The organism is Pseudomonas sp. C6002, assembly GCF_013385805.1.
Lineage (GTDB): Bacteria > Pseudomonadota > Gammaproteobacteria > Pseudomonadales > Pseudomonadaceae > Aquipseudomonas.
In genome coordinates, this window is sequence record NZ_JACAPH010000029.1 from 70,236 (window position 1) to 91,593 (window position 21,358).

At 61.9% G+C, this 21,358-nt stretch carries 21 protein-coding genes; 7 read left to right on the forward strand and 14 right to left on the reverse strand.

The features are described from left to right. Window positions 1–35: 35 nt before the first annotated feature. The 5 genes from leuS (at window position 36) to HX817_RS19015 (ending at window position 6,051) form a co-directional block, all read left to right on the forward strand. The gene (leuS, locus tag HX817_RS18995; protein WP_087694446.1) at window positions 36–2,642 is read left to right on the forward strand and encodes a leucine--tRNA ligase; all 2,607 of its coding nucleotides are present in this window, start codon (window positions 36–38) and stop codon (window positions 2,640–2,642) included. A gap of 90 nt (window positions 2,643–2,732) precedes the next feature. Next, entirely contained in the window at window positions 2,733–3,338 is a 606-nt protein-coding gene (lptE, locus tag HX817_RS19000) for an LPS assembly lipoprotein LptE (protein WP_008436571.1), read from the forward strand. Window positions 3,339–3,377: 39 nt separating this feature from the next. After that, window positions 3,378–4,415, forward strand: coding sequence for a DNA polymerase III subunit delta (holA, locus tag HX817_RS19005; protein ID WP_008436560.1), 1,038 nt, complete (start codon window positions 3,378–3,380; stop codon window positions 4,413–4,415). Between the two features lie 84 nt (window positions 4,416–4,499). After that, a complete protein-coding gene (arfA, locus tag HX817_RS19010; protein ID WP_003176285.1) occupies window positions 4,500–4,664 on the forward strand; it encodes an alternative ribosome rescue factor ArfA in 165 nt (54 codons plus the stop codon). 61 nt (window positions 4,665–4,725) lie between these two features. After that, complete coding sequence (locus HX817_RS19015; protein ID WP_003215443.1) at window positions 4,726–6,051, forward strand: lytic murein transglycosylase; 1,326 nt, start codon at window positions 4,726–4,728, stop codon at window positions 6,049–6,051. Between the two features lie 133 nt (window positions 6,052–6,184). Here HX817_RS19015 and HX817_RS19020 read toward each other — a convergent pair whose 3' ends face one another. From HX817_RS19020 to HX817_RS19080, 13 genes are all read right to left on the reverse strand, one after another. Continuing rightward, window positions 6,185–7,120 (reverse strand): LD-carboxypeptidase, encoded by a 936-nt coding sequence (locus HX817_RS19020; RefSeq protein ID WP_177040876.1) that lies wholly within the window; start codon window positions 7,118–7,120, stop codon window positions 6,185–6,187. Window positions 7,121–7,353: 233 nt separating this feature from the next. After that, window positions 7,354–8,373, reverse strand: a complete 1,020-nt coding sequence (gene lipA, locus HX817_RS19025; protein ID WP_003215441.1) for a lipoyl synthase — start codon at window positions 8,371–8,373, stop codon at window positions 7,354–7,356. A gap of 2 nt (window positions 8,374–8,375) precedes the next feature. After that, entirely contained in the window at window positions 8,376–9,023 is a 648-nt protein-coding gene (gene lipB / locus HX817_RS19030) for a lipoyl(octanoyl) transferase LipB (RefSeq protein WP_003215439.1), read from the reverse strand. Continuing rightward, window positions 9,023–9,298 (reverse strand): DUF493 domain-containing protein, encoded by a 276-nt coding sequence (locus HX817_RS19035; RefSeq protein ID WP_003215438.1) that lies wholly within the window; start codon window positions 9,296–9,298, stop codon window positions 9,023–9,025. Before HX817_RS19035 ends, lipB begins: the two co-directional genes overlap by 1 nt. Window positions 9,299–9,382: 84 nt before the next feature. Next, window positions 9,383–10,540 (reverse strand): D-alanyl-D-alanine carboxypeptidase family protein, encoded by a 1,158-nt coding sequence (locus HX817_RS19040; protein WP_003215437.1) that lies wholly within the window; start codon window positions 10,538–10,540, stop codon window positions 9,383–9,385. A 185-nt stretch (window positions 10,541–10,725) separates the two neighbouring features. Further along, on the reverse strand, window positions 10,726–11,724 hold the full coding sequence (locus HX817_RS19045) for a septal ring lytic transglycosylase RlpA family protein (RefSeq protein ID WP_003215436.1): 999 nt from the start codon (window positions 11,722–11,724) through the stop codon (window positions 10,726–10,728). After that, the gene (mltB, locus tag HX817_RS19050) at window positions 11,724–12,737 is read right to left on the reverse strand and encodes a lytic murein transglycosylase B (RefSeq protein ID WP_003215435.1); all 1,014 of its coding nucleotides are present in this window, start codon (window positions 12,735–12,737) and stop codon (window positions 11,724–11,726) included. Before mltB ends, HX817_RS19045 begins: the two co-directional genes overlap by 1 nt. A 17-nt stretch (window positions 12,738–12,754) precedes the next feature. After that, on the reverse strand, window positions 12,755–13,858 hold the full coding sequence (gene rodA / locus HX817_RS19055) for a rod shape-determining protein RodA (protein WP_050442794.1): 1,104 nt from the start codon (window positions 13,856–13,858) through the stop codon (window positions 12,755–12,757). Between the two features lie 31 nt (window positions 13,859–13,889). After that, window positions 13,890–15,788: a penicillin-binding protein 2 gene (gene mrdA, locus HX817_RS19060; protein WP_003215433.1), complete on the reverse strand. Its 1,899-nt coding sequence runs from the start codon at window positions 15,786–15,788 to the stop codon at window positions 13,890–13,892. Window positions 15,789–15,803: 15 nt separating this feature from the next. After that, window positions 15,804–16,271 carry a 23S rRNA (pseudouridine(1915)-N(3))-methyltransferase RlmH gene (gene rlmH / locus HX817_RS19065; RefSeq protein ID WP_003185785.1) on the reverse strand — a complete coding sequence of 156 codons (468 nt, stop codon included), beginning with the start codon at window positions 16,269–16,271 and terminating at the stop codon, window positions 15,804–15,806. A 9-nt stretch (window positions 16,272–16,280) separates the two neighbouring features. Continuing rightward, window positions 16,281–16,775, reverse strand: a complete 495-nt coding sequence (gene rsfS, locus HX817_RS19070) for a ribosome silencing factor (protein WP_003215432.1) — start codon at window positions 16,773–16,775, stop codon at window positions 16,281–16,283. A 69-nt stretch (window positions 16,776–16,844) separates the two neighbouring features. Beyond that, window positions 16,845–17,489, reverse strand: a complete 645-nt coding sequence (nadD, locus tag HX817_RS19075; protein WP_003215431.1) for a nicotinate-nucleotide adenylyltransferase — start codon at window positions 17,487–17,489, stop codon at window positions 16,845–16,847. Continuing rightward, window positions 17,489–18,754, reverse strand: a complete 1,266-nt coding sequence (locus HX817_RS19080) for a glutamate-5-semialdehyde dehydrogenase (protein ID WP_003215430.1) — start codon at window positions 18,752–18,754, stop codon at window positions 17,489–17,491. The genes nadD and HX817_RS19080 overlap by 1 nt, the downstream gene beginning before the upstream one ends. Before the next feature lie 176 nt (window positions 18,755–18,930). Here HX817_RS19080 and HX817_RS19085 point away from each other — a divergent pair, with 176 nt between their 5' ends. Together HX817_RS19085 and HX817_RS19090 are read left to right on the forward strand one after the other, a co-directional pair. After that, window positions 18,931–19,614: a DNA-3-methyladenine glycosylase gene (locus HX817_RS19085; protein ID WP_102369965.1), complete on the forward strand. Its 684-nt coding sequence runs from the start codon at window positions 18,931–18,933 to the stop codon at window positions 19,612–19,614. A gap of 113 nt (window positions 19,615–19,727) precedes the next feature. Further along, on the forward strand, window positions 19,728–21,044 hold the full coding sequence (locus HX817_RS19090; RefSeq protein WP_003215428.1) for a bifunctional DedA family/phosphatase PAP2 family protein: 1,317 nt from the start codon (window positions 19,728–19,730) through the stop codon (window positions 21,042–21,044). On the opposite strand, the gene HX817_RS19095 is transcribed toward HX817_RS19090, so the two are convergent. After that, entirely contained in the window at window positions 21,041–21,247 is a 207-nt protein-coding gene (locus HX817_RS19095; protein ID WP_003215427.1) for a hypothetical protein, read from the reverse strand. The two genes, HX817_RS19090 and HX817_RS19095, sit on opposite strands and share 4 nt — an antisense overlap. Between the last annotated feature and the right edge of the window lie 111 nt (window positions 21,248–21,358).

A 21,358-nucleotide genomic window follows, 5' to 3' on the forward strand; every position in this document is an offset into this window, starting at 1 on the left:
GGATTAGGCCACCCCTATTCAGTTCAAAAGTAGCCATGCACGAACAATATCAGCCCCGTGAAATAGAAAATGCCGCCCAGTCGTTCTGGGATGAGCAAAAGTCCTTTGAAGTCAGTGAACAGCCAGGCAAGGAGACTTTCTATTGCCTATCGATGTTCCCTTACCCCAGCGGCAAGCTACACATGGGGCATGTGCGCAACTACACCATCGGCGACGTCATCTCCCGCTACCAGCGCATGCTGGGCAAGAACGTCCTGCAACCCATGGGTTGGGACGCCTTCGGCATGCCGGCGGAAAACGCCGCGATGAAGAACAACGTAGCGCCCGCCAAGTGGACCTACGAAAACATCGCCTACATGAAGACCCAGCTGCGCAGCCTGGGCCTGGCGGTGGACTGGTCCCGCGAGGTGACCACCTGCAAGCCTGATTACTACCGCTGGGAACAATGGCTGTTCACTCGCCTGTTCGAAAAAGGCGTGATCTACAAGAAGAGCGGCACCGTGAACTGGGACCCGGTGGACCAGACCGTGCTGGCCAACGAACAAGTGATCGACGGCCGCGGCTGGCGTTCCGGCGCGCTGATCGAAAAGCGCGAAATCCCGATGTACTACTTCAAGATCACCGCCTACGCGGATGAACTCTTGTCGAGCCTCGATGATTTGCCGGGCTGGCCCGAGCAGGTCAAGACCATGCAACGCAACTGGATCGGCAAGTCCCGTGGCATGGAAGTGCAGTTCCCCTACAACGTCGACTCCATCGGCGCAGAAGGTGTACTGAAAGTCTTCACCACCCGTCCGGACACCCTGATGGGCGCGACCTACGTCGCCGTGGCCGCCGAACACCCGCTGGCCACCCAGGCTGCACAGAACAACCCCGAGCTGCAGGCGTTCATCGCCGAATGCAAGGGCGGCAGCGTCGCCGAAGCCGACGTCGCCACCCAGGAGAAAAAGGGCCTGCCGACCTCGTTGTTCGTCGAGCACCCATTGACCGGCGAGAAGCTGCCGGTGTGGGTCGCCAACTACGTGCTGATGCACTACGGTGATGGCGCAGTAATGGCTGTGCCGGCCCACGACGAGCGCGATTTCGAATTTGCCGTCAAGTACAACCTGCCGATCAAGTCCGTGGTGCGCACCAGTTCGGGCGACACCAACCCGGCTCCGTGGCAGGACGCGTACAACGAACACGGCACACTGATCAATTCCGGCGAGTTCGACGGCCTGGATTTCGAAGGCGCCTTCGACGCCATCGAAGTCGCGCTGATCAAGAAAAACCTCGGTGCCTCGCGCACCCAGTTCCGCCTGCGTGACTGGGGCATCAGCCGCCAGCGCTACTGGGGCTGCCCGATCCCGATCATCCACTGCGAAACCTGCGGTGACGTGCCGGTACCGGAAGACCAACTGCCGGTCGTATTGCCCGAAGACGTGGTGCCGGACGGTGCTGGCTCGCCATTGGCGCGCATGCCCGAATTCTACGAGTGCACCTGCCCGAACTGCGGTGCCCCGGCCAAACGCGAAACCGACACCATGGACACCTTCGTGGAGTCTTCGTGGTACTACGCCCGCTACGCCTCGCCGCACTATGAAGGCGGCCTGGTGGAAAAATCCGCGGCCGACCACTGGCTGCCGGTAGACCAGTACATCGGCGGTATCGAACACGCCATCCTTCACCTGCTGTACGCGCGCTTCTTCCACAAGCTGATGCGTGATGAAGGCCTGGTGAGTTCCGACGAGCCGTTCAAGAACCTGCTGACCCAGGGCATGGTGATTGCCGAGACTTATTACCGCCGCGAAGCCAATGGCGCCTACACCTGGTTCAACCCGGCAGATGTCGAGCTGGAGCGTGACAGCAAGGCCAAGGTGATCAGCGCCAAGCTGAAATCCGACGGCCTGCCGGTGGAAATCGGCGGCACCGAGAAGATGGCCAAGTCGAAGAACAACGGCGTCGACCCACAGTCGATGATCGACCAGTTCGGCGCGGACACCTGCCGCCTGTTCATGATGTTCGCCTCGCCGCCTGACATGAGCGCGGAATGGTCGGACTCCGGCGTCGAAGGTTCGCATCGCTTCCTCAAGCGCGTCTGGCGCCTGGCGCACGCCCATGTCAGCCAAGGCTTGCCGGGCAAGCTGGACGTGGCGGCCCTGAGCGATGAGCAAAAAGTCATTCGCCGCAGCACCCACCTGGCCATCAAGCACGCCAGCCAGGACGTGGGCCAGCACCACAAATTCAACACCGCCATCGCCCAGGTGATGACGCTGATGAACGTGCTGGAGAAAGCGCCGCAGGCCACCGAACAGGACCGCGCACTGGTACAGGAAGGCCTGGAAACGGTCACCCTGCTGCTGGCGCCGATCACGCCGCACATCAGCCACGAACTGTGGAACCAGTTGGGCCACAGCGGTGCCGTCATCGATGCCGGCTGGCCGGTACAGGATGACAGCGCCCTGGTACAGGACACGCTGCAACTGGTGATTCAGGTCAACGGCAAGCTGCGTGGCCAGATCGATATGCCGGCCAGCGCCAGCCGTGAAGACGTCGAAGCCGCCGCCCGTATCAATGAGAACGTGCTGCGCTTCACCGAAGGCCTGACGATCCGCAAAGTGATCGTGGTGCCCGGCAAACTGGTCAATATCGTCGCTAGCTAATCGGATCGGGCGCCGAGGGAATAACCCTGGCGCCGAACAAAACCTCCAGGGCCTCGATAAGGCCCACATGGTTTCAAGGGGAGCATCAAAATGATCAAACGCAATCTGCTGGTTATGGGCCTTGCCGTGCTGCTGAGCGCTTGCGGCTTCCAGCTGCGCGGCACCGGCACCACCGAACTGGCGATCAAGGAACTGGACGTCACCGCCCGCAACTCCTACGGCGAGACAGTGCAACAGCTGCGCCAGGTCCTGGAAAACAGTGGCGTCAAAGTCTATTCAGGCGCGGCTTACAAACTGAACCTGGTGGATGAAAAAGAAGAGCAGCGCAGCCTCAGCTACGCCAGCGCCGGGCGTGCTTCGGACATTGAGCTGAGCACCACGCTCTTCTTCGAAATCCAGGGCCATGACCACCTGCCGCTGATGGGCGACAAGATCCAGATACAGAAAGTCGTGAGCCACGACGGCAACAACCTGGTGGGTTCGGACTCCGAAACCATCCAGGTGCGCAAGGAAATGCGTCGCGAACTGGTGCAGCGCATGGTCCTGCGCCTGCAACTGATCACGCCGGAGCAACTGGATAAGCTGCAGCAAACCGCGGATGCCAAGGCCAAGGCAGATGCCGATGCGCTGAAAGCGGCGCAAGAGTATGAAGACAGCCAACCTAAACAGTCGCCTGTCGAAGTTCCTGTCGAGTAAGCCAGACGGGGCGCCCCAGGCGCCCTGTTCACCCTGCCTATGAAACTCGCCCCCGCCCAACTCGCCAAGCACCTGCAAGGCAGCCTTGCGCCCGTCTACATCGTCAGCGGTGATGACCCGCTGCTGTGCCAGGAGGCTGCGGACGCAATTCGCACCGCAGCCCGCCAACAGGGCTTCGATGAACGCCAGGTATTCAGCGCCGACGCCAGTTTCGACTGGGGTACGCTGCTGCAAGCCGGGGCGAGCATGTCGCTGTTCGCCGAAAAACGCCTGCTGGAACTGCGCCTGCCTTCGGGCAAGCCCGGCGACAAAGGCGCGGCGGCTTTGATGGAATACTGCGCACGCCCTGCCGAAGACACGCTGCTGCTGATCAGCCTGCCCAAGCTTGATGGCAGTGCGCAGAAAACCAAGTGGGGCAAGGCGCTGGTGGAAGGTGGCCAGACTCAGTTCATACAGATCTGGCCGGTGGACAGCAGCCAACTGCCGCAGTGGATTCGTCAGCGCCTGTCGCAATCCGGGCTGAGTGCCAGCCAGGATGCGGTGGAGCTGATCGCGGCGCGGGTGGAAGGCAACCTGTTGGCCGCCGCCCAGGAAATCGAAAAGCTCAAGCTGATGGCCGAGGGTGGCCAGATCACCGTCGAAACCGTACAAGGCGCCGTGGCGGACAGCGCGCGCTTTGACGTATTTGGCCTGGTGGATGCGATCCTCAACGGCGAACCCGCCCACGCCCTGCGCATGCTCGAAGGGCTGCGCGGCGAAGGCGTCGAGCCGCCGGTGATTCTCTGGGCCCTGGCGCGAGAATTACGGCTGCTGGCCAATATTGCCCTGCAGTACAGCCAGGGCATCCCACTGGACAAGGCCTTCAGCCAGGCGCGGCCACCGGTATGGGACAAGCGCAAACCACTGATCAGCAAAGCCCTGCAACGGCACTCGGCGCAACGCTGGGCGCAATTGCTGCTGGAAGCCCAGCGCATTGACGCGCAGATCAAGGGGCAGGCGGCTGGATCGCCGTGGATGAGCCTGAGTCGTTTGTCACTTTTGATGTCAGGACAGCGCTTGGCGCTGCCTGCTGAATAGTCCTACGTATCGCTGGGCTGGACAGAATCCAAACTTCGGCAGATGATTTGCACCGCATCATCAACCTGCCAGAGAGTACCCATCATGAGCAAAAAGCCATCCAAGCATGGCCCCAACAAGGCCAAATCCATCATCGCCCAGCCGTTGTTCCGCAGTCGCCAGGAACGAGCCGGCAAAGGCAAAGGCAGCTACCGCCGCGAAGCCTTCCAGTCTAATAGCTGGGAGGCTTCTTACTTTCTGGCTGCCTGAAGGCAAGCGCCCCTCCGGCATGATAAGGTCTGTACCTGATTCGTATTCCCTGGACCTGTGCATGCCCTCTAGTCTTTCCCGTCGTTGGCACCTTCGCCAACTGATCGCTGCCTCCAGCCTCATTCTGTTAGTCGCCTGCGCGGAAAAACCCACCGCTGCCGATGCCCAACCCCTGCCCCCGCTCCAGACTGCACCGGTAGCTGCGCCTGCCGTCGTTGCGCCACTGGTGGCAGACAATCTTGATATCCAGCCGACCCAGACCTTTGCCGAATGGCAGGCGGGGTTTCGCGTGGAAGCCTTGAAGGCCGGTATCACGCCGCAGGTTTTCGACACGGCCTTTGCCAATGTCGTACCCGACATGGCGGTGATCCGCGCCGACCGCAGCCAGCCGGAGTTCTCCCGCCCGGTATGGGAATACCTCGATGGCGCGCTGTCGCCGCTGCGGGTGCGCAATGGCCAGTCGCTGCTGGTGAAGTATGCCGACATTCTGCAACGCATTGAGGACCGTTACGGCGTCGACCGCCAGGCGCTGGTCTCGGTGTGGGGCATGGAGAGTAACTTCGGCCAATTCCAAGGCAACAACTCGGTGATCCGCTCACTGGCGACCCTGGCCTATGAAGGCCGTCGCCCGGCCTTCGCCCAGGCGCAGCTGCTGGCGGCGCTGCAAATCATCCAGCATGGCGATATCGCCGCCGACCAGATGAAAGGCTCCTGGGCCGGGGCCATGGGCCAGACCCAGTTCATCCCGACCACCTATAACACCCACGCCGTAGACTTCGACGGTGACGGCCGCCGCGATATCTGGAACAGCCCGGCCGACGCCCTCGCCTCCACCGCGCACTACCTGCAAAGCTCCGGCTGGCAGAAAGGCCAGCCCTGGGGCTTCGAGGTGCAGCAACTGCCGTTGAATTTTGATTACGCCCTGGCCGATGGCAGCGTACGCAAGACCGTTGGCGAGTGGCTGAAACTGGGAATCCAGGTGCCGCCGGGCGCCAGTGTCCCGGCCAACGTCGACCAGCTTTCCGCCGCCCTGTTGCTGCCGGCCGGCTATCGTGGCCCGGCGTTCCTGGTGCTGGATAACTTCCGCGCGATCCTCAAGTACAACAACTCGTCGTCCTACGCGTTGGCAGTTGGCTTGTTGTCGGAACGCTTCGGGGGCGGTGGCTTGATTCGTGGGAGCTGGCCGAAAGATGAACTGCCGTTGACTCGCTCGCAGCGAATTGACTTGCAGACGGTGCTCAGTGCCAATGGTTACGACGCAGGCAACCCGGACGGGATCATCGGTGCGAATACCCGCAAGGCGATTCGTGCCGCGCAGCAGTCCCTGGGCTGGCCGGCGGATGGGTATCCGACGGTGAAGTTGCTGGAGTCGCTGCAAAGCCGATAGATCGGCGTATGGCTGCTACCGCATTCGCGAGCAAGCCCGCTCCCACATTTTGACCGTGCACTTCCTGAAGGAACGCGATCGAAATGTGGGAGCGGGATTGCTCGCGAAGAGGCCTTTATCGGCGCTACAAAGTTCAGGCCTTAAACACCACATCCTGTTCCAACACCAACCGCTTCTCCCCCGCATCCAGCCGCACCCTGGCGCCCAACGGCAAGGTCAGGTTCGGGTTGCAGTGCCCGCTGCGCCAGCCGGACAGCACAGGAATGCACAACGGCTCGAAGGTCTGCTTCAGCAAGCGCTCAAGCGCAAGGCTATCAACCCCAGCCACATCCCCCACCACCACGCCCGACACCTGGGCCAGCTTGCCCGCCAGGCGCAAATGGGTGAGCAACCGGTCAATGCGGTACAACGGCTCGTTCACATCTTCGATAAACAGAATGATGCCCTCGGCATCAATCTCGTAAGCCGTGCCCATCACTGCTGCGATCATCGATAGATTGCCGCCCAGCAGCCGCCCACAGGCGATGCCTGGCTCGACGGTGGTCAGCGGGTAGGCCACAGGGTGAGCCAGCTGGCTACCGGCTTTCACTTGCCCACGCAGCATGCTGAACAGCGACGACTCGGTAGGCTGTTGCTTTTCACCTAACAGGTCAGCGTTGAACATCGGACCATGGAAGGTGACGAAACCGGCGTACCGGTTGATCGCCAGGTGCAGGGCGGTGATATCGCTGTAGCCTACGAATGGCTTGGGGTTGGCCCGGAGCAGGTCAAAGTCCAGGCGGTCCAGCAGGCGTGGCGTGCCATAGCCGCCGCGCAGGCAGAAAATCGCGTCGATGGTCGAGTCGGCGAACGCCGCGTGCAGGTCATCAAGGCGTACCTCATCACTGCCGGCCAGATAGCCATCACGCTGGCTCACGCCCGGAAAGATCCGCAGTGTGTAGCCCCGGGCGCGCATCCATTGCGTGGCCGTGTCGATATCCAGCTCGGCCGGCCCGGCAGGGGCAATCAGCCCGATCACGCCTTCGGCGCGCAGCGCAGGTACCGCACAAGTGGTCAATTGAGTCGTCATCCATGGTTCTCCTCGCGTGGATTGCCCAAGGCACTCTAAACAGCAATGGTTGCAAACAGAAGAGGAAGAGTCAGTAGCAAATGTGGGAGCGGGCCTGGGGGGGAGCGGGCTTGCTCGCGAAGACGGTCAGTCAGTCACCGGACAGGTCAACTGATCCAACGCATTCGCGAACAAGCCCGCTCCCACTCAAGCCGGCTCCCACATGGGTCCTGCAGTGTCCGGCGTTCCGCGTATCAGGACACCAGGCTGGCCTTGACCAGTTTCGCCTGCTCGTCGGCGTGGTACGAGGAACGTACCAGCGGGCCGGAAGCGACGTTCTTGAAGCCCATCTTGTAGCCTTCTTCGGCAAACCAGGCGAACACATCCGGGTGCACGAAACGCTGTACCGGCAAGTGGCTGCGGGACGGCTGCAGGTACTGGCCGAGGGTCAGCATGTCGATGTCGTGTTCGCGCATGCGCTTCATGACTTCGATGACTTCTTCGTCGGTTTCGCCCAGGCCCAGCATCAGGCCGGATTTGGTCGGAATGTGCGGCATCATCTGCTTGAACTTCTGCAGCAGGGTCAGCGACCACTGGTAGTCCGAACCCGGGCGCGCAGCCTTGTACAGGCGCGGTACGGTTTCCAGGTTGTGGTTGAACACATCCGGCGGCTCGGCGGCGGTGATTTCCAGCGCCACGTCCATACGGCCACGGTAGTCCGGCACCAGGGTCTCGAGCATCACGTTCGGCGACAGCTTGCGGATCTCGCGGATGCAGTCGGCAAAGTGCTGGGCACCGCCGTCACGCAGGTCGTCGCGGTCTACCGAAGTAATCACGACATACTTGAGTTTCAGGTCGGCGATGGCGATGGCCAGGCTTTCCGGCTCGTTGACGTCCAGTGGCTTCGGCCGGCCGTGGCCAACGTCGCAGAACGGGCAACGACGGGTGCAGATGTCACCCATGATCATGAAGGTCGCGGTGCCACCGGAGAAGCACTCGCCCAGGTTCGGGCAGGACGCCTCTTCGCACACGCTGTGCAGCTTGTGTTTGCGCAGCAGGGCCTTGATGCGGTCGACTTCCGGCGAAACCGGGATACGCACGCGAATCCAGTCAGGCTTTTTCGGCAGTTCGGTGGTCGGAATGATCTTCACCGGGATGCGTGCAACCTTCTCGGCGCCGCGCAGCTTGACGCCGGCTTCTACCTTGGCACGCGGGGCCGGACGCTCGGTAACATCCAGCGTCGGGATCATGGTTTGCACTGCATCAGTAGTCATAATCAGTCGATTCCGCCCGTTAGGGTCGTCTGCTCAGCATAGTCGAGGTGTTTGACGAGCTGCGCGCGCAGCCGGGCACTTACCTCGGCAAATTCTAGTGGTGTTGCGTGATCGCTCAACTGGGTCATCGCCAAACCGGCGTAGCCGCAGGGATTGATCCGTCGAAACGGCGCCAGGTCCATGTCCACATTCAAGGCCAGGCCATGAAAGGAACAACCGTGGCGAATCCGCAAGCCCAGGGAGGCGATTTTCGCGCCATCAACATAAACCCCCGGTGCATCCGGCTTGGCCGCGGCGGTCACACCGTAGCTGGCCAGCAGCTCGATCAGGCATGACTCCATGCGACTGACCAGCTCACGTACGCCAAAACCCAGCCTGCGCACGTCCAGCAACAGATAAGCCACCAATTGACCTGGGCCATGGTAAGTCACCTGCCCGCCGCGGTCGACCTGCACCACCGGGATTTCTCCCGGCAGCAGCAAATGCTCGGCCTTGCCGGCCTGGCCCTGGGTGAAAACCGGCGGGTGCTCCACCAGCCAGATTTCATCCGGGGCTTCAGTGCCGCGCTCGTTGGTGAACCGCTGCATGGCGTGCCACACCGGTTCGTAAGCCATTTGGCCGAGCTCGCGAAAGCCCAGGGTCTGTGACATCACAACACCATGTGCACGAAGCCGGTAGCCCGCAGTTCGCTGTTGATGTTGTAGAGCTGGTCCTGATCAGTCGCCACGATGTGCAACTGAATAGTGGTGTACTTGCCGTTGGTGCTTTGACGCTCATCCACACGGTCATGGTTGATCGTTGCGTGTTTCTTGACGATCTCGATGATCTTGTCCTTGTTGCCCACGCCCGTATCGCTGATCACCTTGACGGGATAGTCCACGTTTGGGAATTCGATCTTTGGCGCCTTTACTTCGGTATCGGTCATGGCGTAACGGCCTCGTAAGCGTAAGCCGTGGCGACGGGCATAACCCCGCGCCGGATCAGCGCGGGGTCATGCAGGTGCACACTATCAGTTGAACAAGCTGTAGAAGAATAGACGGATGCTATCCCACACGCGTCGGAAGATACCACCTTCGTCGACGGCGTCCAGAGCGATCAGATCGGCGCTGTGCACCACCTTGTCGTCCAGCTTCACTTCGACTTTACCAATCACATCGCCCTTGGCGATCGGTGCGACCAGTTGCGGGTTCATGGTCATGCTGGCAACCAGCTTCTTGAGCTGGCCTTTAGGCATGGTCAGGGTCAGGTCTTCAGCCAGGCCGGCCTTGACTTGATGGGTCGCGCCTTTCCATACAGGGGCTTGAGCCAGCTCGGTGCCTTTCTGGTAGAAGGTCTGGGTTTCGAAGAAACGGAAGCCATAGGTCAGCAGCTTTTGCGTCTCGGCCGCACGGGCCTGCTCGCTGTTGGTACCGAATACCACGGCAATCAGGCGCTGGCCGTCACGGACAGCGGACGACACCATGCAGTAGCCGGCTTCTTCGGTGTGGCCGGTTTTCAGGCCATCGACAGTCTTGTCACGCCACAGCAACAGGTTGCGGTTAGGCTGCTTGATGTTGTTCCAGAAGAACTCTTTCTGGGAGTAGATCGCGTAGTGCACCGGGTCGACACGAATGATCGCGCGAGCCAGGATCGCCATGTCGTGAGCCGACGAGTAGTGCTCAGGGTTCGGCAGGCCGGTCGGGTTCATGAAGTGGCTGTTGGTCATGCCCAGGTCGGCCACGGTTTTGTTCATCATGTCGGCGAACGCATCTTCGCTGCCGGCGATGTGCTCGGACAGGGCTACGCTGGCGTCGTTACCCGACTGGATGATGATGCCGTGCAGCAGGTCGCTGACGGTCACTTGCGAGCCGACCTTGATGAACATCCGCGAACCGCCGGTGCGCCAGGCGTTTTCGCTGACGGTCACCGGATCGTTTTCGCCGATCTGGCCGCGACGGATTTCCAGGGTCGCGATGTAGGCGGTCATCAGCTTGGTCAGGCTGGCTGGGGGCAGGCGCTGGTCACCGTTGTTCTCCACCAGCACGTTGCCGCTGGCGGCGTCCATCAGGACCCAGGCCTTGGCAGCCAGTTGCGGGGAAGCTGGCACCATTTCAACCGCCCAGGCGGCCGGGGTGATGATCAGCGAAAGAAGCAGGCACGTGCGTTTGGCTAAGGTGGTGATGTTCATCCGTCTCTCGAAATTGCTTATGGAAACTTGCCCTCGCGGGCAAAACTATTCAGACAGCCCGTCGCCAGACTGTCGCGTGTTCGGTTGCATGCCCACCCCTTGCCCCTGGGTTTTTATTGTTCAACGAGCCAACAACCAGGGCTCAAACCCGCATGCGAGCCTGAGCCATCAATCCTTTGTACTGCTTACTCGGCGGTGACCACGCTGGGTTGCCCCAGGTTGGCCAGGCGCACGCTGTTCTGCACTTGCGCAACTTCACTCGGCGAGCCGATCGGCCCCATGCGCACACGGTGCAGGGTCTGCTGGTTACGCACAATAGAGCTGATAAAGACTGGCGCGCTGACCATCCCGCTGAGCTTGGACCTTAGCAGCTCTGCCGCGTCCGGGTTGGCGAAAGCGCCGACTTGCAGGTACTGGCCGCCCACGGTAGAGGCTCCCGGTGCTGCATGCGGAATGACCACCGTGTCCGGGGCGTGCTGCGCCGGCGGCGGGGTCCACTGTTCGATCTTGCCGGCCGAGGCCGTGACTTGCGGTTGCGGGGTTTGCGGTTCGTTGAGCATCAACGGCGCCGGCTTGCCACGCTGGGCCCAGTACTGGGCCGGGTCGATACCTTCGACCTTCACCCGGGCGGTGCCGATTTCGGCATACCCGAGTTTCTTGGCGGCGGCGTAGGACAAGTCGATGATCCGGTCCGAATAGAACGGCCCACGGTCATTGACCCGCAGGATTACCGAGCGGTTGTTGTCCAGGTTGGTCACGCGTACATAGCTGGGCAGCGGCAGGGTCTTGTGCGCCGCGCTCATGCCGTACAGGTCATAGACTTCGCCGTTGGCGGTGTTCTGGCCGTGGAACTTGGTCCCGTACCAGGACGCCGTACCTGATTGCACGTAGGTCTTGGAGTCTTGCAGCGGGAAGTAGTTTTTGCCCAGCACGGTATAGGGGTTGGCCTTGTAAGGGCCGGTGTGCAGGGTCGGCGTGGCATCCGGGATCTTCGAAACATCCACATCCCACCACGGCGCGCCGTCTTTGTGGGCGCGGTTGATATCCAGCCCCGGCTGGGAGCGGATCGCCGTGCCTGCGGTTTTTTGCACCGGTGCACGACTGGTGGAACAACTGACCACCAATAACGACAATGCGGCGTACGCCAACAGCTTCAGGGGTTTGTACATCGGTGATACCGGCATTACTTGACGCCCCGTGCTTGGACCAGCATGTCTGACAGTTGATGCACGGCCATGGCGTACATCACGCTGCGGTTATAACGCGTGATTGCGTAGAAATTCTTCAGGCCCATCCAGTATTCGGGGCCATTTTCGCCTTCGAGGCGGAACGCCGTCACCGGCATATCATCGCGTGGCGCATTCTGACTCGACCAGCCCAGCGCCCGCAACTCCCCGACCGTCTTGACCGGCTCGATACCCTGGGTCAGGCCTTCATCGGCGCGCTCACCGGTCACATCGGCGCGAATCACCACCGGCTCGCCGGCTACCCAGCCGTGGCGCTTGAAGTAGCTGGCGACGCTGCCGATGGCGTCATCGGGGTTGCTCCAGATATTGATATGGCCGTCGCCGTCAAAATCCACGGCGTAGGCGCGAAAGCTGCTCGGCATGAACTGCGGCAAGCCCATGGCCCCGGCGTAGGAGCCCTTGAGGGTCAACGGGTCGACCTGTTCTTCACGGGCCAACAACAGGAACTCGCGCAGCTCTTTGCGGAAGAATTCGGCGCGTGGCGGGTAGTCAAAGCCCAGGGTCGACAAGGCGTCGATCACCCGGTAGCTGCCGGTGTTGCGGCCGTAGAAGGTTTCGATGCCGATGATTGCCACGATCACCTGGGCCGGTACGCCGTATTCCTGCTCGGCGCGGGCCAGCACCGCTTCGTGCTGGCGCCAGAAGTCCACGCCCCGCGCCACGCGGGCGTCGGTCAGGAACATCGGGCGATATTCCTTCCACTGCTTCACGCGCTCGGCGGGCCGGGAGATGGCGTCGAGGATCGCCTGCTTGCGCTGGGCCTCGCGGAACACGCCCATCAGCTGTTCACCGGCGAAACCATAGTCACGGGTCATCTCACCGACAAACTCGGCGACCTGGGGCGAACCGTCGTAGTCGCCGGCCTGCGCTTCCTGCACAGCGGCTCCCAGCAGGCCCAACAGGCCCATCCAGGACACGTGCCGGGCAGCCCAGCCGCGCATTACTTGCATTGACATCTTCACCTTATTCAAACCTGTGCGATCCACTTACGATGGGTATGGATCGACATCAAAACCCCAAACGCTGACAGCAATGTCACCAGCGAAGTTCCGCCGTAGCTAATGAACGGCAACGGCACCCCAACCACCGGCAACAGGCCACTGACCATACCGATGTTGACGAAAACGTAAACAAAAAACGTCATGGTGAGGCTGCCGGCGAGCAATTTGCCAAACAGGGTTTGCGCCTGGGCAGTAATCACCAGGCCGCGCCCGATCAGCAGCAAGTAAATCAGCAACAGTGCGCAGATGCCCACCAGGCCGAACTCCTCGCCCATCACCGCGATAATGAAGTCGGTGTGGCTTTCCGGCAAAAAGTCCAGGTGCGACTGGGTGCCCAGCAGCCAGCCCTTGCCGAATACGCCACCGGAACCGATGGCCGCCTTGGACTGGATGATGTTCCAGCCGGTGCCCAGCGGATCGCTCTCCGGGTCGAGGAACGTGAGGATTCGCTGCTTCTGGTAGTCGTGCATGAAGAAGAACCACATGGCCACGGCCACCGGCACGGCCGCGGCCAGCACGCTGAGGATCCAGCGCCAGCGCAGCCCCCCCATGAACAGCACGAACGCGCCGCCCGCCAGGATCAGCAGCGAGGTGCCGAGGTCGGGCTGGCGCACGATCAGGATAAACGGCACGCCGATCAATATCAGGCTGATGCCCACGTGCTTGAGCTGGGGCGGCAGTGTGCGTTTTGACAGGTACCAGGCGATGGTCGCCGGCATCAAAATCTTCATGAATTCCGACGGCTGGAAGCGAATCACCCCCGGGATGTTGATCCAGCGTGTCGCGCCCATAGCGTTGTGGCCCATGACATCCACCACCACCAGCAGCAACACGCCGGCGACATACCCCAGCGGCACCCAGCGCGCCATGAAACGCGGCTCCAGCTGGGCGATCACCACCATCGACAACAGGCCCAGGCCAAACGACGACGCCTGTTTGATCAGCAAGTCCCAGTTCTTGCCACTGGCCGAATACAACACGAACAGGCTGCCGGCGGCCAGGGTCAGCAGCAGGATCAGCAACGGGCCATCAATGTGCATGCGCTGCAGCAAAGTGGCGCGGCGGCGCATCACATCTTCGCTGGAGAGGATGCGGTCAAAATTACTCTTCAAGGGCCGTAGCCTCCACACTGGATGGGGTGCCGCCATATTCGGGCTTGAGCTTGCCGTCTTCGGTCAACAGCCAGGCATCCATGATCTGACGCACCACGGGCGCTGCTACGCCGGAACCGGATTCACCGTTCTCGACCATCACCGCCACGACGATCTTCGGGTTGTCAGCCGGAGCAAAGCCGACGAACAAGGCGTGGTCACGGTGGCGTTCCTGAACCTTGGAGCGGTCGTATTTCTCGCCCTGCTTGATCGCGACCACCTGGGCCGTACCGCTCTTGCCGGCAATCCGGTATTGCGCACCGGCTGCCGCTTTACGAGCGGTACCCCGGGCGCCGTGCATCACTTGCTGCATGCCGTGGTTGACCTTGGTCCAGTCGGACGGGTCGCGCAGCACAATGTCGGGAATCGGGTTTTCGTCCACCGGGCGTTCACCCTCGATGGTCTTGGCCAGGTGCGGACGGTTCCACACCCCCTTGTTGGCCACCAGCGCGGTGGCCTGGGCCAGCTGCAGCGGCGTGGCCTGCATGTAGCCCTGGCCGATCCCCAGGATCAGGGTTTCGCCCGGGAACCACGCCTGGCGCCGGGTCGCACGCTTCCACTCGCGGGACGGCATCAGGCCCGGGGATTCTTCGAACATGTCCAAGGAGACTTTCTGACCAAGGCCGAACTTGCCCATGTAGGCCGACAGCCGATCAATCCCCAGCTTGTGGGCCAGGTCATAGAAGTAGGTGTCGTTGGAACGCATGATCGCCGTATCCAGGTCCACATAACCGTCGCCGGTGCGGTTCCAATTACGGTATTTGTGATCGTAGTTGGGCAGCATGTAGTAGCCGGGGTCGAACACCCGGCTCGATGCCGTGACCACGCCCGAGTCCAGGCCGGCAATCGCTACCGCCGGCTTGATGGTCGAGCCCGGCGGATACAGGCCGCGCAATACGCGGTTGAACAGCGGCCGGTCGATGGAATCACGCAACTCGGCGTAGGCCTTGAAGCTGATCCCGGTGACAAACAGGTTCGGGTCAAAACTTGGCTGGCTGACCATCGCCAGCACTTCGCCAGTGCTCGGATCCAGTGCCACCACGGCACCCCGACGCCCGCCCAGGGCCATCTCCGCCGCTTCCTGCAACTTGATGTCCAGGCTCAGCACGATGTCCTTGCCGGGCACCGGGTCGGTACGCTTGAGCACCCGCAGCACGCGGCCACGGGCGTTGGTCTCGACTTCCTCGTAACCCACCTGGCCGTGCAGTTCCGGCTCGTAGAAACGCTCGATGCCGGTCTTGCCGATATGGTGGGTGCCGCTGTAGTTGACCGGGTCGAGGGTCTTCAGCTCTTTCTCGTTGATCCGGCCCATGTAGCCGACCGAATGCGCAAAGTGCGCCCCTTGCGGGTAGTGGCGAACCAACTGCGCCACCACTTCCACACCCGGCAGACGGAACTGGTTCACCGCGATCCGGGCGATCTGCTCTTCGGTCAGCTCGAACAGGATCGGCACCGGCTCAAACGGCCGGCGCCCCTGTTTCATGCGCTTTTCGAAAATCACCCGGTCTTCCGGCGTCAGTTGCAGCACCTCGACGATCACATCGAGGATCTGCTGCCAGTCACCGGAGCGTTCGCGGGTCATGCTCAGGCTGAAGCTGGGCCGGTTATCCGCTACCACCACGCCATTGCGGTCGAAAATCAGCCCACGGGTCGGCGGAATCGGCTGCACGTGCACCCGGTTGTTTTCCGACAATGTGGAGTGATAGTCGTACTGGATCACCTGCAGGAAATACAGGCGCGCAATCAGCACCCCCAGCAATGCCACCACCAAAATCGCGCCAAACACCACCCGCGCGCGTACAAGACGTGCGTCTTTCTCGTGGTCCTTGATGCGGATCGGCTGGGTCATCAGGCAGGGCGCAGATTATTTGTGGTAAGGGTGCCCGGACAGAACTGTCCAGGCGCGATACAGCTGTTCACCGATCAGAATTCTTACCAGCGGGTGCGGCAGTGTCAGGGGCGACAGCGACCAGCGCTGGTCCGCCCGCGCGCACACTTCCGGCGCCAGCCCCTCGGGGCCGCCGACCATGAAGTTGACCGTGCGCGAATCCAGGCGCCAGCGATCCAGTTCCACCGCCAACTGCTCGGTGCTCCAAGGCTTGCCGTGCACTTCGAGGGTCACGATCCGCTCGTTGGGTCCGACCTTGGCCAGCATGGCTTCGCCTTCCTGACGGATAAAGCGGGCCACGTCGGCGTTCTTGCCCCGGGTATTGAGCGGTATTTCCACCAGTTCCAGCGCCAATTCGGATGGCAGGCGCTTGGCATATTCATGCCAGCCTTCTTCCACCCACTTGGGCATGCGTGAACCGACAGCGATCAGACGCAGGCGCACAGCCGTTCCTTATTCCTGGTCTTTGTTGAGCTTGTCGAAGTGCGCGTGGCCGACTTCAGGGCTGTGGTGCTTGCCATCGGCGGCACGGCTCTGCTCGGCGCCTTTCCACAGACGCTCCAGGTCGTAGAACTGACGGGCGTTGCTGGTCATCATGTGAACGATCACGTCGTCCATGTCCAGCAGTACCCAGTCGCTGTCGCCCTTGCCTTCTTCACCCAATGGCTTGACGCCCTGGGCTTTGACCGCTTCGCGAACCTTGTCCAGCATCGCGCCGATCTGGCGGTTGGAGGTACCGGTGGCGATGATCATGAAGTCGGTGATGCTCTGCTTGTCGCGCACGTCCAGGACCTGGATGTCCTGGGCCTTCACGTCTTCCAGGGCAGCCACGGCAACCTTCACCAGCTCTTCGCCGGCCAGCTCAGGGCCGGTGTGGGCTTCTACTGGCAGAGGAGCGCTCTTGAACGTGCCTTTGCGCTTAACTTTGCTTACGTCTTTGTTCGTCATATAAAACTCGTTTTGCTCGTATGTTCGGGCGCTCGCTGCACGACTGTTCGTGCGTTCAAGCGCGCCTTTTCAGTTCGACGCACGGTAAAGCCCGTGCGCATCGATGTAGGCCAGGACCGCGTCAGGCACCAGGAAACGTACCGACTTCCCGCTGGCCAGCAGTTGACGGATCTGGGTGGCAGACACCGCAAGCGGGGTTTGCCAGACGAATGCAATATTCCCGCTCGGCCCGGTCAGGGCCAAAGGGTCACTTACCGACCGCGCCGCCAGCAGGTTGCGCAAGGCATCCGGCGATTCTGCGTCGGCATCCGGGCGTTGCAGCACCAGGATGTGGCAATGCTGGAGCAACTCTTCCCAGCGGTGCCAAGTGGGCAGGCCGCAAAACGCGTCCCAGCCCAAAAGTAGAAATAACTGGTCATCCGCGGCCAACTCGGCCCGCATCAGTTCCAGGGTGTCGACAGTGTAGGACGGTTTGTCGCGCTTGAGTTCGCGGTCGTCCACCACCAGCGGTGCAATGCCGGCCACAGCAAGGCGGACCATCTCCAGGCGCTGCTGCGCAGACACCTGCGGCGTATCGCGATGCGGCGGCCGGGCATTCGGTGCCAGGCGCAGTTCATCCAGCCCGAGGGCGTCCGCGACTTCCAGTGCACTGCGCAAATGGCCGATGTGCACGGGGTCGAAGGTGCCGCCGAGCAGCCCGATGCGTTTACCCATCAAGTGCGCACATGACCGTCACCGAACACCACGTACTTCTCGCTGGTCAGCCCTTCCAGGCCAACCGGGCCGCGTGCGTGGAGCTTGTCGGTGGAGATACCGATCTCCGCCCCCAGGCCGTACTCGAAGCCATCGGCAAAGCGCGTCGAGGCGTTGACCATCACCGAAGCGGAATCCACTTCGTTGAGGAAACGCCGGGCATCACTGAAATGCTCGGTGACAATGGCGTCGGTGTGCTTGGAGCCGTATTGATTGATGTGTTCGATGGCCTGGTCCAGGTCGTCGACGATGCGGATCGACAGGATCGGCGCCGTGTATTCGGTGTACCAGTCCTGCTCGGTGGCCTCGATCACGTCGCTGCCGAGGATCGCCCGGGTACGCTCGCAACCACGCAGTTCAACGCCCTTGTCGCGGTAGATGGCAGCCAGCGGCGGCAGCACGCGATCGGCAATGCCGACGTGCACCAGCAGGGTTTCCATGGTGTTGCACGGGGCGTAGCGGTGAGTCTTGGCGTTGTCGGCAATGCGGATCGCCTTGTCGAGGTCGGCGGCGATGTCGATGAACACGTGGCAGACGCCGTCCAAGTGCTTGATAACTGGCACCTTGGCATCACGGCTCACGCGTTCGATCAGGCTCTTGCCACCCCGTGGCACGATCACGTCGACGAACTCAGGCATGGTGATAAGCGCACCAACGGCAGCGCGGTCAGTGGTCTCGACCACTTGCACCACTTCGGCCGGCAGTTCGGCCACGGCCAGGCCCTGCTGAATGCACGCAGCGATGGCACGGTTGGAATTGATGGCCTCGGAACCGCCCCGCAGGATGGTGGCATTGCCCGACTTGAGGCACAGGCTTGCGGCGTCGATGGTCACGTTCGGGCGCGACTCATAGATGATGCCGATCACGCCCAGGGGCACGCGCATCTTGCCGACTTGAATGCCGGAGGGCAGGTAGCGCATGTCGCGGATTTCACCGATGGGGTCAGGCAGCTTGGCCACCTGACGCAAGCCTTCGATCATGTCGTCGATCCGCGCCGGCGTCAGCGCCAGGCGATCCAGCAATGCAGGCTCCAGGCCATTGGCGCGACCGTTGGCCAAATCCTGTTCATTGGCGGCGCTCAGCTCGGAGCGCGAAGCATCCAGAGCGTCGGCGGCTGCCAGCAAGGCGCGGTTCTTCTGCGCAGTGCTCGCACGGGCGATCAACCGCGAGGCCTGACGGGCAGCGCGACCCAGGCGGGTCATGTAGTCAAGAACGGACTCAGTCATGGTCTGGTGGGGTCTTGGCAAAGAGGAAAGCGGCAGATTATAGCTGTGACGCCGTCCTACGGACAGCGGTGAGGGGCGGATGGTCGAAATGAACTGTAAAAACCCGACGTTCAGCGGGAATTAAGGCTGGAGTTGTTATCATCCTGTCACATTTAGCCGTATTACCTTTGATCGCCATGTCCAGTTTCTCGCCGCTGATCCCCGCCAACGCCCTGCCCGACGGCTTTTTCGACCGTGACGCGCAACTGCTCGCGCGCGAATTGCTCGGAAAAGTCATTCGCCATCGTGTTGGTGATTTGTGGCTGTCGGCACGAATTATCGAAACCGAAGCGTATTACCTCGCCGAAAAAGGCAGCCACGCGTCCTTGGGCTACACAGAAAAGCGTAAGGCTTTGTTTCTGGATGGCGGGCACATCTATATGTACTACGCCCGCGGCGGTGATTCGCTGAACTTCAGCGCCCACGGTCCGGGCAATGCGGTGCTGATCAAATCAGCCTATCCGTGGGTCGACGAAGTCTCCGGCCCGGCCAGCCTGGCGCAGATGCTGCTGAATAACCCGGACGCCAGCGGCAGGCCACGACCCTCGCAAAAGCTGTGCGCCGGCCAGACCTTGCTGTGCAAGGCGCTGGGTTTGAAGGTGCCGATGTGGGACGCCAAGCGCTTTGACCAGGAACTGCTCTACGTGGAAGACGTAGGGCTGGCGCCAGCGCAGATCATCCAGACCACCCGCCTGGGCATTCCCGGTGGGCGCGATGAACACCTGATGTACCGCTTCGTCGATGCCGGTTATGCGCCGTATTGCACACGGAACCCGCTGCGCCGGGGCCAGGTCGAAGGCCGCGACTATTTTTTGATTTGAAAACATACATAAACCTGTAGGAGCCCGGCTTGCCCGGCGATAGCGGACTCAAGGACGCCATCGCCGGCAAGCCGGGCTCCCACAAGGACGATCTACAAAAGGGAGTTGATTGTATGGGCCCATGGCTCGATAGCATTACCGGCTGGCTGACCCTGAACCCGCAATGGCTGGCCGTGGCGGTGTTTATCGTGGCGTGCGTGGAGTGCCTGGCCATTGCCGGCCTGATCGTACCTGGCACGGTATTGCTGTTTGCCATCGCCGCCCTGGCCGGCAGCGGCGCACTGTCACTGGGAGAAACCCTGTTGCTGGGCTTCCTCGGCGGCGTGCTGGGCGATGTTGTTTCCTACTTCCTCGGTCGCCATTTCCACCAGAACATCCGGCGCCTTCCCGGCCTGCGGCATCACCCGGAATGGATGAGCGGCGCCGAGGCCTACTTCCAGAAGTACGGCATCGCCAGCCTGTTGGTAGGCCGCTTCATTGGCCCGCTGCGGCCAATGTTGCCGATGGTTGCGGGCATGTGCGACATGCCCTTCCCACGTTTTGCCGCCGTGAGCCTGCTGGCCGGCGCAGGTTGGTCGGTGGCGTATCTGTTGCCGGGTTGGGCCACCGGCGCGGCCTTCCGCCTGCCATTGCCCGAAGGCTTCTGGCCGGAGGCCGGGATTGTCGCCGCCTGTCTCGCAGTGTTGATCGGCGTAAGCCTCAACAGCAGCCTGCGCGGCCATCGGCGCGCCACCCTATGGATTGGCTGCATCGGCGGCACACTGTTGATCGCGTTGTTTATCGGCTATCCCTACCTCAACGACTTTGACCAGGGCTTGATGGCACTGGTGCAGGAACACCGCGGCCCGGCGATCGACCGGGCGATGGTGATGGTGACCCAGCTCGGCGAGTTCAAGAAGATGTTTGTCGCCAGCGCGGTGCTGACCGGCCTGCTGGTGGTGGCGCGGCAATGGCGCCAGGCAATCTTTGTCGGCGCCACCCTGCTGGGCGCGGCGCTGATCAATACCGGGACCAAGCTGTTTTTTGCGCGGATGCGCCCCGAAGTGCTGACCGACCCACTCACCAGCTTCAGCATGCCCAGCGGCCATGCGTCCGGCTCGTTTGCATTCTTCCTGGCCTTGGCAGTGCTTGCCGGTCGCGGTCAACCGACACGACTGCGCCTGACCTGGCTGGTGCTTGGCTGCATTCCCGCCGCCACCATCGCGATTTCCCGGGTGTACCTGGGTGCACACTGGCCGACGGACATCCTGGCCGGCACCCTGCTGGCAATGACGGTGTGCGCCTTCAGCCTGACGTTAAGCCAGCACCGCAGCCTGTTGCCACCGATGCCGCCGAGAGTCTGGTGGCTGATCCTGCCGGTGTGTGGCGCGGTGCTCGGGTTCATTGCGTTTACCGGCACTTCCCACGCGCTGCTGAGGTATGCCTACTAGGCAGGCCCCAGCCAATCCAGGGGTGCAGCGCGGCGTTCGACGCTGCGCTCGCGCCGCTCCAGAAGCATTTCGTCAGCCATCTCCGCGGCGCGTTCGGCGATGTACTCCGCGCCGCGACCGTCGTTCATATGAAGAATTTGCGTGGTGACGGCCATAAAAAACGCATCCCACACGACTTGCTCCGATTGCGAAAGCCGAATCATCCTTTCCCCCTGATCATCGTTACGTGACTGCCAACTATTTCAGGCAACGGGATCAGGACAACCACGGAAAATCTGAAGACCGGGAAGGACAAGTCCGAGTGACACTCGCGG

Excerpts from the sequence above, each read along its gene's own strand:
- leuS (WP_087694446.1), top strand. The coding sequence starts at position 36 with ATGCACGAACAATATCAGCCCCGTGAAATAGAAAATGCCGCCCAGTCG.
- lptE (WP_008436571.1), top strand. The coding sequence starts at position 2,733 with ATGATCAAACGCAATCTGCTGGTTATGGGCCTTGCCGTGCTGCTGAGC.
- holA (WP_008436560.1), top strand. The coding sequence starts at position 3,378 with ATGAAACTCGCCCCCGCCCAACTCGCCAAGCACCTGCAAGGCAGCCTT.
- arfA (WP_003176285.1), top strand. The coding sequence starts at position 4,500 with ATGAGCAAAAAGCCATCCAAGCATGGCCCCAACAAGGCCAAATCCATC.
- HX817_RS19015 (WP_003215443.1), top strand. The coding sequence starts at position 4,726 with ATGCCCTCTAGTCTTTCCCGTCGTTGGCACCTTCGCCAACTGATCGCT.
- HX817_RS19020 (WP_177040876.1), bottom strand. The coding sequence starts at position 7,120 with ATGACGACTCAATTGACCACTTGTGCGGTACCTGCGCTGCGCGCCGAA.
- lipA (WP_003215441.1), bottom strand. The coding sequence starts at position 8,373 with ATGACTACTGATGCAGTGCAAACCATGATCCCGACGCTGGATGTTACC.
- lipB (WP_003215439.1), bottom strand. The coding sequence starts at position 9,023 with ATGTCACAGACCCTGGGCTTTCGCGAGCTCGGCCAAATGGCTTACGAA.
- HX817_RS19035 (WP_003215438.1), bottom strand. The coding sequence starts at position 9,298 with ATGACCGATACCGAAGTAAAGGCGCCAAAGATCGAATTCCCAAACGTG.
- HX817_RS19040 (WP_003215437.1), bottom strand. The coding sequence starts at position 10,540 with ATGAACATCACCACCTTAGCCAAACGCACGTGCCTGCTTCTTTCGCTG.
- HX817_RS19045 (WP_003215436.1), bottom strand. The coding sequence starts at position 11,724 with ATGCCGGTATCACCGATGTACAAACCCCTGAAGCTGTTGGCGTACGCC.
- mltB (WP_003215435.1), bottom strand. The coding sequence starts at position 12,737 with ATGCAAGTAATGCGCGGCTGGGCTGCCCGGCACGTGTCCTGGATGGGC.
- rodA (WP_050442794.1), bottom strand. The coding sequence starts at position 13,858 with ATGCGCCGCCGCGCCACTTTGCTGCAGCGCATGCACATTGATGGCCCG.
- mrdA (WP_003215433.1), bottom strand. The coding sequence starts at position 15,788 with ATGACCCAGCCGATCCGCATCAAGGACCACGAGAAAGACGCACGTCTT.
- rsfS (WP_003215432.1), bottom strand. The coding sequence starts at position 16,775 with ATGACGAACAAAGACGTAAGCAAAGTTAAGCGCAAAGGCACGTTCAAG.
- nadD (WP_003215431.1), bottom strand. The coding sequence starts at position 17,489 with ATGGGTAAACGCATCGGGCTGCTCGGCGGCACCTTCGACCCCGTGCAC.
- HX817_RS19080 (WP_003215430.1), bottom strand. The coding sequence starts at position 18,754 with ATGACTGAGTCCGTTCTTGACTACATGACCCGCCTGGGTCGCGCTGCC.
- HX817_RS19085 (WP_102369965.1), top strand. The coding sequence starts at position 18,931 with ATGTCCAGTTTCTCGCCGCTGATCCCCGCCAACGCCCTGCCCGACGGC.
- HX817_RS19090 (WP_003215428.1), top strand. The coding sequence starts at position 19,728 with ATGGGCCCATGGCTCGATAGCATTACCGGCTGGCTGACCCTGAACCCG.
- HX817_RS19095 (WP_003215427.1), bottom strand. The coding sequence starts at position 21,247 with ATGATTCGGCTTTCGCAATCGGAGCAAGTCGTGTGGGATGCGTTTTTT.